9 protein-coding genes are annotated in these 13,265 nt (G+C 48.3%); 2 read left to right on the top strand and 7 right to left on the bottom strand.

Going from position 1 to position 13,265, the window contains the following annotated elements:
- Window positions 1–50: 50 nt before the first annotated feature.
- The 6 genes from QEH52_RS13675 to QEH52_RS13650 all read right to left on the bottom strand — a co-directional run bounded on the left by QEH52_RS13675 (window position 51) and on the right by QEH52_RS13650 (window position 10,123).
- Entirely contained in the window at window positions 51–839 is a 789-nt protein-coding gene (locus QEH52_RS13675; protein ID WP_308951191.1) for a rhamnogalacturonan acetylesterase, read from the bottom strand.
- Window positions 840–841: 2 nt separating this feature from the next.
- Window positions 842–1,531, bottom strand: coding sequence for a hypothetical protein (locus QEH52_RS13670; RefSeq protein WP_308951190.1), 690 nt, complete (start codon window positions 1,529–1,531; stop codon window positions 842–844).
- Between the two features lie 4 nt (window positions 1,532–1,535).
- Window positions 1,536–5,174, bottom strand: a complete 3,639-nt coding sequence (locus QEH52_RS13665) for a hypothetical protein (protein WP_308951189.1) — start codon at window positions 5,172–5,174, stop codon at window positions 1,536–1,538.
- A 180-nt stretch (window positions 5,175–5,354) separates the two neighbouring features.
- Window positions 5,355–7,532 carry a right-handed parallel beta-helix repeat-containing protein gene (locus QEH52_RS13660; protein ID WP_308951188.1) on the bottom strand — a complete coding sequence of 726 codons (2,178 nt, stop codon included), beginning with the start codon at window positions 7,530–7,532 and terminating at the stop codon, window positions 5,355–5,357.
- Window positions 7,533–7,843: 311 nt separating this feature from the next.
- Window positions 7,844–8,533 (bottom strand): hypothetical protein, encoded by a 690-nt coding sequence (locus tag QEH52_RS13655; RefSeq protein WP_308951187.1) that lies wholly within the window; start codon window positions 8,531–8,533, stop codon window positions 7,844–7,846.
- A gap of 129 nt (window positions 8,534–8,662) precedes the next feature.
- Window positions 8,663–10,123: a BNR-4 repeat-containing protein gene (locus QEH52_RS13650; protein ID WP_308951186.1), complete on the bottom strand. Its 1,461-nt coding sequence runs from the start codon at window positions 10,121–10,123 to the stop codon at window positions 8,663–8,665.
- A gap of 197 nt (window positions 10,124–10,320) precedes the next feature.
- Here QEH52_RS13650 and QEH52_RS13645 point away from each other — a divergent pair, with 197 nt between their 5' ends.
- Window positions 10,321–11,088, top strand: coding sequence for a helix-turn-helix domain-containing protein (locus tag QEH52_RS13645; RefSeq protein WP_308951185.1), 768 nt, complete (start codon window positions 10,321–10,323; stop codon window positions 11,086–11,088).
- Between the two features lie 14 nt (window positions 11,089–11,102).
- Here QEH52_RS13645 and QEH52_RS13640 read toward each other — a convergent pair whose 3' ends face one another.
- Window positions 11,103–12,035: a helix-turn-helix transcriptional regulator gene (locus QEH52_RS13640; protein ID WP_308951184.1), complete on the bottom strand. Its 933-nt coding sequence runs from the start codon at window positions 12,033–12,035 to the stop codon at window positions 11,103–11,105.
- Between the two features lie 105 nt (window positions 12,036–12,140).
- Between QEH52_RS13640 and QEH52_RS13635 the strand changes: the two genes are divergently transcribed.
- Window positions 12,141–13,265, top strand: coding sequence for a Gfo/Idh/MocA family protein (locus QEH52_RS13635; protein WP_308951183.1), 1,125 nt, complete (start codon window positions 12,141–12,143; stop codon window positions 13,263–13,265).

The raw sequence follows: 13,265 nt of genomic DNA, 5'->3' as shown, positions 1-13,265 counted from the left end.
ATTCTAACGTCCAACTGGTCTTAATAAATGAAGCCTCTGTAAATTAAATTCTACTTCGCAGCTGCTTGCGTTTCTTGAGCAGGAAAATCAATCTGCAAGTTGACAACTTCTTCGACAAACAAGGCGGCCACGGCGCGTGCCCCTTCCTCCGAGAGATGGCTGTTATCGCGTTTTCCATTGGGATAATATGGATGCTCACCAGCCTCGTAATGTAGAAAGAGCGCTTTCGATCCTGCTTCGCCATATTCATTGAGCAGGTCACCAGTCAACTGATGTAAATCGACCATCGGCACCTCTAGCTCGGCTGCCACCTCGCGCGTCGCTTGGGGATAGCCGCCCAATGAACTCTTCGCCTGTCCGTCACGAAAATAACGACGGTAGATCGATGTCGCTAAAATGGGCTTTCCCCCTTTTGCGCGGGTCTCTTCAACAAACTTTTTTAGGAAGTCACGATAGTCGGTGGCCGGATCGGTATAGAGCTCGGGCTTTTTCTTTTTTTGATCGTTGTGCCCGAACTGAATGATCACCCAATCCCCGGGCTGAACCGATTCAATCACACGCTCCCAGCGACCTTCGGCCACAAAACTACGCGTGCTACGCCCCCCTGAGGCGTGATTGCGCACGACAACTTCAGTGGCGAGATAATCCTGCAAGACCTGCCCCCAGCCATACTCTGGATTTTGCTCCGGATTGCTCTTATTCGCCATGGTCGAATCACCGACCATGTAGACGGTAGTCCTATGACCTAAATCTGCCGGTGTACCCAAAGCAAGCGTGCATAAGCTAAGACAGAGGCTGATACTAAAAAAGAAACGAAATAAGGTCTTCGGGGATTGCATACTTAAAAATAGATTCGTTTAACGTCGATACGACCTTTGATTCCACGGTCATTCGTAATAAAGACAAGCGCAGAACGCCCCGACTTCAGAGTCCAACCAGCCGAGTATACCACCTTGGCGCTATTCGGCTCTTCACTCACCTGTAAGGCCATGGCCACATCAAGCCCGTCCGCAACGGACGGATCCGAGCGAATTGATTCGGAACGCCCGGCATTCACCTTAAATGTCTCATCTCCAAAACGGATATAAACAGGGTAACTTGCTAAGTTAAAAAAACGATACGTTCCTTCAGCAATACTCTCAGGGGAATAATCTAAGGGTAAAAGGCGGTAACGCTCTTCCGTTCGACTTTTGGGGTCGGGTATAAAGAGTAGCAAATGTTGATCGCCTGCCTTAGGCGAGTAGCTCGCCACCACCTTTCGCAGTGGGTTGCCGGCCTCGTCGACCCCCTTATACTTATAAAAATTTAAAGGCGCTGGCCCCATATAATCATAGACTTGCGAGGGAGATCCATTGGGCGCAAAAAACTTAAATTCTTCGCCACTGGCACTTTCATAATAAAGATCATGAATGGTCCGCTTCCAACTCAGTACCGAAAACTGAGAATTTATATTCTTTGCATCTTGCCCGAATAAACTACCTAGCAATAAAGCACTCGCTCCGACACACAAAAAAAACGCTCTAATATTCATACAATTAAATTTCATCTTCGTTCAGCCACTTAATCGACACAATCTGTAAGCGCCTACCAAAGGGACTCGACGGCTGAATGAGTTCATCCATTTCATCAGTCCCCGTCGCACCCGCTTCAACGGGAGTAGGTACGCGCTGCACTTTGGCTTCACAGAGGACACGGCTGGTCACTTCATTCGTCACAGGATTCACCACATCGCCATAGGCACGAATGGTAAAAGTATCAGAACGCACCGTCAGAAACGAACCGATTTGCTGTAAAATATCCGACTGCAAAACATAGCCAGGCAAGCCCATGATCGTTGTATCCGTATCCGCAAGATTCTCAGACAACAGACTCGTAAATTCAGTAAATGGTTCCACATCCTCACTGCCCAATTCAACGTGTTGATCGCTGAAATAATTGACCGCCAAGCTTGCGTCGCTGCCCAGTGTCGGATCGTCCAAGGCCGCTTGCAAGGCACCTTTCTTGCCGAGCTCATCATTGCTCAGGCGGCGATTGACAAATGAAGCCAAACTGAGAAACGGACCGCGCGCCTTGATTTGCTCCACGATGGATTCCGCGAGATCGGTGACTTCCTCGGAACTGAGCTTTCGGTATCCGCTCCAGACCCCCTCTTCGGTTGAGGTATCACCCGATTTGAAACCATGATTAAAGGGACGACTAAACCGAGAGAAGCTCACATCATCTTCCGTTATGATTTCGTGTGAATTCATCGGCTCGTAGATCGGGAAGCGAAGCCCCTGACTACTGGAAAGCACAGCCTTCCACGCTTCGACCGACGTGGAGTTCACGTTGAATGCGCCGTTGACCCACATCTCCGAGGCCGGGCGATAGATGGCCGACTTAAAGTTGTCATCTGCGGAGTCTTCGACCACGATTCGGTTATAGCGCTCCTGAGCACTGAGCGCGGAGTCAATAAATTCCATTCGCGGGTTGAGGGTGTATTCGGAAAGGTCCGCATCCGGCGCTGCGAGCTCCTCCAGCAAATCGTTACGATCATCGGTTTCTTTGGGAATTTCCAGCGTTGAGAAGAAGAAGCCATCCCATACGCGCTCATTCACGAGGTAGGACGAATCAAAAAAGGTTAAATCATCAACACCACCGAAACCAGAAACGCGAAATTCATCCATGGGAATACGTAAACTCGCATAGGAATTTCCAAGCATATAAGTCGGGTCGAAGTGATAACGTCCTAAATTTGCGTGCTGCATTTGGCCTAAGCTCAATAGCGGCCCACGAGGCTTCTCAAAAAGGATGACAGATTTCTGACCATAAGGCTCAGGATTGACGCTACGTCCGAAGTAACCGAGTTTTGATTTTTTGTTATTACGTGTAAGTCTACTATCAGTATAGCTTTGAGGTTCCTGTTGATTGCTTCCAAGAGCAGAACCATCGTATAAACTTAAATAGCGGCTATAGTTCTCTTGGCCGTCCCACATTGAATGACTAAAAATGGAACGGATATTCGTATCGACAAGATTGCGTATTGGTTCTAAATCCGATACAGGACCGTCCATACGTTCTGTGGTGCGCAGAGCAAATTCCAGCGTTTCAAATGAATCCTGCACGGTAGCAAGTGAGATACTGGTAAAACTTGTAGAGAATGTTTCCGGCTGATCTGTCCCGCCGGGACGCCAAAGATCGACGATCCGATTAAAACCATAACCTGCCTCCGGAGAATTCGTATATAAACGTATATAGCCAAAACTATCATAATCGATTCTAACACTTATCGATGCGTCTTGTGCAACAGCTAAGCGAATCCACTCTCTTTCATCTTCCGTTAAGCCCCAGCGCGGATGTTCCGAATTTTGTTTTCCGGCGTTTTGCCCTCTCTTCCACTCACTGGCTTCCTCATACGATACTGGCCCATTCTCATCAGCATCTTCAGGCGAGCGGTCACCAAAATCGCTGAGAGCAAAAAGACGTCCACCGAGTTGAGTCCAAGTGGTTGTGGTATAATTCGTGTCTGCATTATTATCACCAGCCTTAGTCGCAAAGGTGGAGCCACCGAAGCCCTCATGGATCACAGCACCAGGAAACAAACCATTGTCTGGAAAATCACCAAAAGTAACTGTGAAGGTTCCCTGCATGTTCGCATCATGTAACTCTGATTGGTAAAACTCTACAGTTCTCGCTCCCTCCTCAAGCCCCAGCGTTAATGTTATTCGCGGATTAATGGTTGACTTGAATCCAAAATCATTCCCATTCAACCTCACATTGTAAGGGTTATATAGACTGAAAAGCGGGCGGAAAGACAAAGCTAGCACATCTGGCTGATCCGGAGAGCCGGAACTAACCACCTCCAACGCATGCGAAATTCGAATCTGAGAAACGACTGGAGTCAACCAACTCGTCTGTTGATAATTATCCCCTTCTCTATTACTGGTATCTTCTCCATCGTCATCAACATACTGATAGGGTAAAGTATCACTGATACGTGGATCAGAGTAAGGCATACTACTGAGTCGACGCGGCAAATACTTCCAAACTTTAGACCCATCTTCGAGGTATCTGATAACACCAGTAAAACTCAACTTATTCGTCCAATCAGAACCATCATCCCCCTGCCAGTATTGCCGATAATAATCGCGCAGAATGGCCCAATTCGGGCTCCCGTTCTGGATGATGGGGTCTTCAATAAAGTAGTAAGGCTCCGGCGTCATCGGATCGGCAGCCTCTTGATCCGAGGCCAGTTGTGTGCCAAAGGCCGTATCCGTAAAGTGCTCAACAAATGAATTGTGAATTTCAAAGGCTTGGGTTAGGTCGCGCTTCAGCGCACCGTCCTTCACATCCACCAGCAGCCCCTTCGACCAAGTTGCCAGGTCGTGAAAGAGCCCGCGACGCACACTAACACTGTCTTCGGATGGATCTGAAATCCACTTCCCGTATCCATAATTCAGATCATACAAATATTCTAAGGATACATCATTCGGCGTATAATTTTCCAATTTGCTGACCACTTCGATGGCATTGCGATTCGCCAGTTGAAATGAGCGATTGAGATCATCCAGCTCAACATCCGGATCAACTGCATTCGGATCAATCACATTCACAAGCGCCTTGGCACTGTCATCGCTCACCCAGTAGGCGAAATTCCCTTTTTGCGCTCCAGAGCCTACCGACACCTTGGGCACACGAACCGCGTCGACGTCGAAGTCTTCAGCCGCTTCAGCCAGCACTACGGTCGTGCCATCTTCAGGCATCGCCTGCAGCGGTGTCCAATAATCCTCGTCGGTCGGCTCTTTGCCCGCATTGCCACTCACCACCCAGCGGCCTTGCGCAATTCGCTCTTCCGGCGTTAAGGCATTCCAAGCTTTATAGTCCTCGGTAGTTTTTACACTGCCATCCGGGTTATTAGCATTCCAAACACCCATCCAGTAAAGTTGATCGACCTCACTATCCTCTGCTAAAGCTTCGCTACCAGCAAAAATATCGGATCGGGCTGTGATCCTGGAATCAGGTCCCAAAGCCTGTTGCAGTTCGCCTACCGCCGTCAACACTCCTAAATAAGCATTCTGACGCGCCAACGTCTGTGCCTGAGATTGACCGGAGGCCCTAGCCTCCACCTCTAATAAAGTATAAATCGAAAGGACTAACAACAAAACAAAGGCCATCAATCCCATCGAAATAATCAAGGCGAACCCCTGCTGAGAGTCTCGAGATCTAGCACATGAAGTTTTTTTTGAGAGAGAGGGTCTAGTTGGTATCAATAACAAGGGGGTCATGGCTGCGGGTCATCAATATGAAATCCGTTGGCATTGGGGGATGCCTAAGGACGTTGTAAAATATTTACGGAATCGTAAATATTTAGAAAACTACAAATTCGAATTTTGGCTAGGATCGTAATTCTCAGGAAACACGGGCCACGTCGTAGGCTTCGCTTGCGTGCTGCCAGTCTCAATTGCGCCCATGTCGGGTCCAGTTCCTACGTAGTCATCGTTAAAATTAGGAATCCGCACGGCAGCATCATGCCCAGGTGTCCCCGGCGCTAACCAAAGTCTCCCATCAGGCGCACGTTCGTATACAGGTGTGCCAATGATTGCATTTTTCTCAGACCCTTCTTTAGCCCGAACCTTACCTTGATAAAAGTCGTAATCAAAATCGTTCGAATAAGTGTATTTCTGATCTAAGATCGCCCAGTCACCGCTCTTCCGTGTCTGAATGATGTTGTTACGAGTCGTCATGTTTTGCTGGGTCTTCTTACTGGAAGTAAAGACGATCCCTGATTGCGCCCCACTCGATTTGATCTCGCTATTTGCTTCAAACGCAGGTGGCTGCAATGCAGTGTTATGGAAGATAAACATGCGGCCGCGTGTATAATGTGGCTTTTCATTGCCCAACTTGACCAGATAATGACCACGGTAGGAATTACTATCCGTTCCTGAATGCTTGCGTGAGACGCCATATACATTGCGGAAGAAGTAAACGGGCCCCGTGCTTGGCGCCGCAGCCCCAATCGCGCCATAGGTCATATCAATATAATTGTTCCAAACGCGGACATTGATATCGGCACCTTCGATTTCGAGACCGTCATCCCAGCAGTGCGAAACAAAATTATTGTAAATGTCACTGTCCCGATTCGGAAAGCCGCCATAGCCAAAATTACTGGTCTCTCCCATGCCATCATTAAACATGTGGTCCATGTCAGAATAAATTCGGTTATTACGAATCACGAATTCTCCCTTGCCGCCCTTAAACGTAATGCCTTGGGGCCCTTCCGGGTGTGAGCTATTAGTGCCAGGACGTTTCTCCTTCCATGAATTACTGTCGCTGCGTGGATGGTGGAGCTCACAATTTTGAACCACAATACGCTTCAAGCTTTTCGAGCCGCTATAAATCGCTGAGTTTAAATTATACGCCTGCCCGTTTCCACGTGTCGCGCCCCAACCGCTAATATCACAATCCTCAATCACCACGTTCTGAACGTCGCCCAGCACAATGCCATGATTCTTACCTCCACGTAGGGTAAAGCCACGAACGATCACCCAAGGTGCCTCAACCTTAAGGTTGCAATCCGCCGCATTTTGCGCGTCCCAAACCGCATCCGCCCCTCCTTGCGGCACATACAGCACATAGCCCTCTTCTTCACTGCCACCCTCAGTAATGCGATGCATCTCCCCCATGGCGGGCGGCAACTCCACAGTGCGAGCGATCTTAAAATCCTCCGACCAGGTAACAAAATTAAAGACACGTTCCGCACCGCCGTCCAAGCTGAGCTTCACTTGATAGCTAGTGCCCGCATCCAGTCCCACAATACTGCCACGATACTCCGCAGTATGCCGATCATAGGGCGCAGGATGCTCATTTGCATCGAACCACAACGGGAGTGCTTCTTTCCACTCGCTACTTCCCTGCGCACGATAGTGAGTTGTGACCGCCTTTGAGGCTGTGCCTCCGGTCGGTTTCCAGTAAAGCCCGACCGAATTAAAGGTGGGCACCGCGACGGGTGCGACTTCCTCCCCCTGGTAGACTAGCGGAGGCTCTTTTTCCAGTGTCAGATCATCAAAGGCGATGACATTATCTAAATATTCCTGCTGTTGCTTCCAGCGCAGTAAGATAGCCACGGCGTCGGCACCGTCGGTTTGAAAGACTTTTTCAACATCGTTCCAATCGCTGCCCTTGTTACTGCTCAAGTTCGTACGGGACATTTCTTTGCCATTGCTAAAGAACTTAATCTGAAAGAATGCGCTGCTCTTCATGCTCGCTTTAACGCGCCCCGTAAAACGATAGCGTGTATTCTTTTCTACGGGCACCTTTTGTAACACTTCACCATAGCCCCCAGAGGTCTTGACCACCTTAACTCCAAACACTTGATTCGCTGCCGAATCTGTTTCCTGCTCGCGAGCATAGTACTCCTGCTTCGAGCGTATCGTCCAAGCACTCGGCTTACCATCCTGCCAGTCATCAAATTGACTGTTGCTTAGCATATTTTCAGCCGAAAGAACCGATGCGATCAAGGACAGCGAAAACGCTGTAGTTTTAATTTTAAACATAAGGGGCAATGAATTGGAGTATTCCTATCTATATTTCTGAATATCAACTTGCTGCCCAATGGTAAGAATGCCAGCAGAGCACTGGTGAACCTATTCAACAGGAAATTAAATATTCTTGAGCCAATAAAGACAGCAAAGCTCGAAGACTTGTTTCATAGAAAACAAGCCTTCGAGCTTAATAGGCTAGCTAAGGTAGAGAATGGCGCAGCACAGCTAGCGATGGCACTGATGTCTGCTCTGAAATCTGCGACCAGCTCCAGCCAACGAGTGGCCACAGCGAAAGTCTACCTCATGATATAAACTTAAAGAGCCTAACGACGGCGACGCACCAGGCTGAACACTAAGCCCATGCCCCCCATCATCAAAGAGAAAGACGAAAGCTCTGGCACCGTGATCGAATAGTTTTCGTAAACGGAAGGCTCACTGGAACGCACACCGGAATAGCCGCTACTCCATGTAGCATCTGTCTGCACGATTGAACCCACTACAGTATCCGATTCATCTAGAAGTTCAGCCGAGATTTGCGTACCAGCAAACATCATACGAATGGTCCAGGTTTCACCCGACAAATAATCATCACTGGTCGTAACGTCTCCTCCCAATTGAGTGGCTACTCCATCATCGAAGACATACAACTGCATAATATTATCTCCGTTTAAGCGGGCCATATAAAAACTAAAGCCGGAAGACTGGCTACGGCCGACCACGCCAGTAAAATTGGAACCTGCACTCTTACGAAAATCGGCCTCGATGGTATAATCAGTCAAAGCGTCAAAGCCGTTGGCCGGATCGGGACGATACTCCGCCAAGCCGTTACCACTTCCAGTAAACCGGAAATCGCCACCGCTATCAACCGCAAACCCCGAACTGGCGCGGACCACCCAGTCACTGGGCATACTAGACTCCGCTTCAGGAAAATCAGTAAAGTAGCTTTGCGCCGTCACTGGCAACGTGATCGCTGCAGATACGAAGACGAAAAGTGAAGTCGTTTTAAATTTCATAAGCACTTATTTATATATAAAGGTTAGGTCCACTATCGCTTACTATGTGAATACATCAAGCTATCGCAGTCAATTACCAATGAGGACACCCCCTCAATTAGCGTAAAAAAAATGCTACAAATAGCCCAGTCAACGCACCCTTTCCGGTGCAGTAAAGGCCTCATCCATATTATAAGGCAGACGATAAACCCGAGAACCATCACGATTAGAGAAATATAGCCGCGAACAAGAAATCTCAGTAGCATCTCCATCGGCCCAAAATACTGCAAAGTCAGGGTGCGCATCTAGTGGCCGTCTCGCATAGGAATGATTATAGGCACTTTCGGCAGTGAGCGCGCGCTCTCGACACCAAGTCTGCCCGGCATCATAACTCAGCCACATCTCCATTTCCCCACCAGTCCCCCACTGCTGTGGGGCCTTACCTGTCGGGCCAACAATGCGCCAGACATTGCCCTCAATATGAAGGCTTCCCATATCATAATTATGATCGGATTGCGTGATCACTCGCCGCTCCCAATCGGAACCATTCCAATGCATCAGTACCCATTCTCGCGGAGAACCTGCAGGCCCCGGCTCACCAGAACGGCTGACAATAAAGAGCAATACAGGATGCCCGTGTTGGTCAAAATTGAGGTCACAAGTATACATATAGTGCTGCTGATCTAACAACGGCAAAATTAATGCCGAGTTATCGGCCTGACGTAGCGGCAAGTCTAATACTTCTCCACTTGCCGTCGTCCACGTACGCCCAGAATTCGTAGTCTGCGCATAATATACGTTAGTGCGACGGTCGACCTGACTCTCTGGGTGGTAATTAAAAAAAGTGGCAAACTTGGTCTCCCCCCTCGGCCCTTGCCAACGACCACTAGTCTGATAATGCCCCCCAAACTCAGCAAGAGGATGATCCTCACTCCACTGGCGCCCGTCCTGACTATGTTTCCAAAATAGATGTCGAGCTGGACCATATTTGGTACCAGGAAAATATTTGGTAAATAGCATGAACATTTCTTGCCCCGCCTCTCCCTGCCAAATTTGGGGATAGGTGAATTCCTGGACCCCCACTTTTTCAAACTCCAACAACTCATAAGGCTCACAAGAGCGGAAGATTAAGCCAGGACGACGACGTCCGCGCCCACTTTTAAAGACCCAAACATAGCCTCGTGAGTCAACATGAAGACAGGCGTTATCATGCGGATCATCGACAGAGGGATCAAAATAAAGCGCCACTGGGCGCGGCAGCAACCCCGTAGCATGATCGTAGTAAGAAACGAAAATAATCAATTTACGCTGATCTACAGCAGGAGTGCCACCATATACGAAATAAGTTCTATCAACCTCAGCTACATATTGAGCCATGGGCTGGTGGTTAGCCGTGTAAGTGCCAAGCCCACCTGAATATTTATCACCATATTCGAAATGAAAGCCTAGCCGAAACCAAACGCCACGGTAACCATCATGGGTGACAGCCGGTGCAATGTCTCCAACGCGGGCCTGAACCTCATCCCCCGCCCCCTCCGAGCACGCAGTTAAATCTCCGTTCTCAGCCGCGGCCGCGGAATCGAAAACATAGGAAGCTTGCGGTTGTATCATTTTTTTCGCCATATCAATACGAGAATGAGAACTATTGTGGCTTACAAGCCTCATGCATTGCGCCAAATAAACATAACCTTTCCAGATTTTGACAAATGAAGCTCTCGAACATTCGACTCTCACTCCACGACTGGGCTAGTTTACAAAGTGAACTAATATGGGCCTACGATCACAGACCAGCCTCAAGCTCACGCCAAATGCATAGCGATCATACGCGCAGAAATTGGGCTTGGTTCATACGCACTGGAAGCGTTCTTATCAGTGGAAAGTCAGGCGAATACAGAGCGGATGCAGGCGAATGGCTTTTGCTACCAGCAGAGTGCCACAAGCAAAATTTCAGCTCCGATGCCTCGCTCATCTCACTCAAGTTCAGCTGTCAATGGCCGACTGGTGAGAATATCGTAGCGAGCCCTCAAGCCTTAATCATTAAAGATTGCGAACAACCACGCATGAAGGAAATTGCTGGTTCACTCGCGCAAATGTTTAAAGAAAGTTTCCCGAACCAAAAGCATAAGGAATATGCACGACAAAGTGTCGACTACAGGCAATTCACACAACTCCAACGAGTGTTTCAAGATTGGTTGCAAGTCTGGCTCACGGCACGATTATCCAATGGAGACCAGATCGCTCGGCAACCTGGAGACACCCGTATTCTAAGTGCTCTTCGCACACTCAATGACGCCCCATTAAATGCAGGCTTCCCCAAGGCATCTCTATCTACACTAGGGATAGGCATGGCACAACTAAACCGACTCTTTAAGCATGAGATGAAAATGAGCCTGCAACAACACTGGGAGCGTCGCCGAATAGAGTTTGCTCGATCCCGCCTCGCCGACAGTGAACAAACACAAAAATCCATCGCCTATTCTTTAGGCTTCAGCGATGCAGCTCATTTTAACACTTGGTTTAAACGACACACTGGCATACCTCCCGGACGCTACCGAACAGGCTACGCCGCCATTTAACAGAGCGCACGCAGTCAAAGTTGGGACCGACCTTCTATATACACTGCACATACACTTTTCCTAAACTGCGTCGGTGTCATGCCTGCGATACGACTAAAGACCTTGGTAAAATACCCACGATCCGTAAAGCCCGACAAAGCCGAAGCCTCCTCGACGCTCACATTCAGATTGCTGAGAATCTCTTTGGCTAAATTAACCCGACATTCGCTAATATAAGTCACGAGTCGTTGTTCAGAGTATTTAGAAAAGACACGTGAAAGATAATCAGGGTTAATTTGCATATGTTCGGCAAGCAGCGATACGGAGAGATTGGCATCCTGCAGATGCTCATAGATCAATTGCTTACAATTATGAATGATAGGGTGCTCCCCCGCCCCGATGTGCGGTTGCTTCAATATCAGCATTAGTTGCAACAAGATACTCTGTAATAAACTCTGACTTAAAGCTGTAAAACATGCAGAATTCCTAAGGGCATTTTCACATAGTTCATTTAACATCTGTAGCACAAAGGCATTCTTATGGTGATCAATATAACTATTTGCTATGTTGTACTGCTTTCTCGAAGGATTGGCACAACGCGTGTAAGCATGAAACACATAGCGCTGATTAGTGAGATTGGTATAGATGTGAGCGTAGCGACTACGATTATACAAGCGTTTCTCCAAATGTGGTGTCTTCGCCTGAATGATCAAGATCTCACCGACATTGACTATTGTTTCACCACTGGGATGAGTAACTAAGTTCTTCCCCTCTAACTGAAAAAAGATTTTAGGTCGCTGGCTAATCACTAAGCCTGCCGATACCTCTGCAGGCTCTGCAATCACCTTCAGAACCTGTCGTCCTTCGCGGACCATTTCGATGTGATTTTCGATCAAACCCTGTAAATAGGGCAACAAGCCAACCCTTCCAGAGCGAACATCCCACACTTTCCACTGTTTCAGTTTCATATCAGAATTTTACCCTTATTATCAGAAGCTTACCCTTAACAGTAAACAGTTTTATCCATTAGCTTTGCATACCCTAAGCGGCGTTGACCGCAAACATCATAAAAAATGAAAACTCCAACTCCAAAAATTAAGATCGGTTTTATGGGCCTACGCCCCTCTCGCTTTGGCATACGCGGCTTTGCGGTCCCCAATGAAGCAGACGAACTGGTCCCAATCCCTGGCATCGAATTCACCGCACTCGCTGATATCAATGCTGAATCCGGCCAAGCAGCTAAAGAACTTTTCGGATTTAAACGCGCCTACACTGACTACAGAGAAATGCTTAAAAATGAGGATCTGGATGCCGTCGTTATCACGCTGCCAACCTCCTTACACAAACAAGCAACGCTCGACTGCTTAGCAGCCAATGTACATGTGCTCTGTGACAAGCCACCCGCCAATGATTACGAGGAAATGCTCGAAATTGCCGCTGCGGTCGAACGCAGCGACAAACAGTATATGTTCATTCGGCAGTCACGCTTCAGCGCTGTGGCACAAGCCACAAGGCAATGCATTCAAGCGGGCAAGCTGGGTAATGTATATGCTGGAGAAACCAAATGGATACGCACGCGCGGGGCACAAGTAAGAGGTGACACATGGCGAACCAACAAAGAAAAAGGGGGCGGCGTCCTAATCGACTTAGGCATCCACGGTCTTGACCTACTCTGGTATTGTATGGGCAATCCGACTCCAGTTGAAGTAACTGCTTCGGAGACTCCCGCATTTAAGCAGTTTGCTCCAGATCCCGAGCAATACACAGCAGACGATAATTTTTTCTTTTGGATACGCTTCGAAAATGAAGCAATCATTCAAGGCAGCTTTGCATTCGGGATGAATCAAGTCGGGCCCAAAGGTTGGAAGAAACCCGAGCTCGATTACTCAGACGAATGGCAAGTGAACCAGATATGTGGCACTCAGGGCGGCATCGATATTGTAGGCGGCAAGCTAATAACTGGCTCCTCCACAGACTTTGAGCTCTCTCAGCTTCCAGTGGATCCTGCACTTGAAGGCATTAATCCGATGATTACGCAGGCAAAGCATTTCGTGGAATGCATCCAGCAAAACAAAAAGCCACAAAATTCCATAGAGCAAGCGGTTCAACTGATGAAAATGCTGAGCGCGCTTTCTAAGTCAGCTGAAATGAAACGCACCATTCGCTTAGACGAACTTCTCACATCAACCGAAAACTAG

Origin of the sequence: Thalassobacterium maritimum, from assembly GCF_031127805.1 — a bacterium.
Taxonomy (GTDB): domain Bacteria; phylum Verrucomicrobiota; class Verrucomicrobiia; order Opitutales; family Coraliomargaritaceae; genus Thalassobacterium; species Thalassobacterium maritimum.
The sequence above is the reverse complement of the archived record's forward strand: the minus strand, read 5'-3'. Positions and strand labels throughout refer to the sequence as shown.

Excerpts from the sequence above, each read along its gene's own strand:
- QEH52_RS13675 (WP_308951191.1), bottom strand. The coding sequence starts at position 839 with ATGCAATCCCCGAAGACCTTATTTCGTTTCTTTTTTAGTATCAGCCTC.
- QEH52_RS13670 (WP_308951190.1), bottom strand. The coding sequence starts at position 1,531 with ATGAATATTAGAGCGTTTTTTTTGTGTGTCGGAGCGAGTGCTTTATTG.
- QEH52_RS13660 (WP_308951188.1), bottom strand. The coding sequence starts at position 7,532 with ATGTTTAAAATTAAAACTACAGCGTTTTCGCTGTCCTTGATCGCATCG.
- QEH52_RS13655 (WP_308951187.1), bottom strand. The coding sequence starts at position 8,533 with ATGAAATTTAAAACGACTTCACTTTTCGTCTTCGTATCTGCAGCGATC.
- QEH52_RS13650 (WP_308951186.1), bottom strand. The coding sequence starts at position 10,123 with ATGATACAACCGCAAGCTTCCTATGTTTTCGATTCCGCGGCCGCGGCT.
- QEH52_RS13645 (WP_308951185.1), top strand. The coding sequence starts at position 10,321 with ATGCATAGCGATCATACGCGCAGAAATTGGGCTTGGTTCATACGCACT.
- QEH52_RS13640 (WP_308951184.1), bottom strand. The coding sequence starts at position 12,035 with ATGAAACTGAAACAGTGGAAAGTGTGGGATGTTCGCTCTGGAAGGGTT.
- QEH52_RS13635 (WP_308951183.1), top strand. The coding sequence starts at position 12,141 with ATGAAAACTCCAACTCCAAAAATTAAGATCGGTTTTATGGGCCTACGC.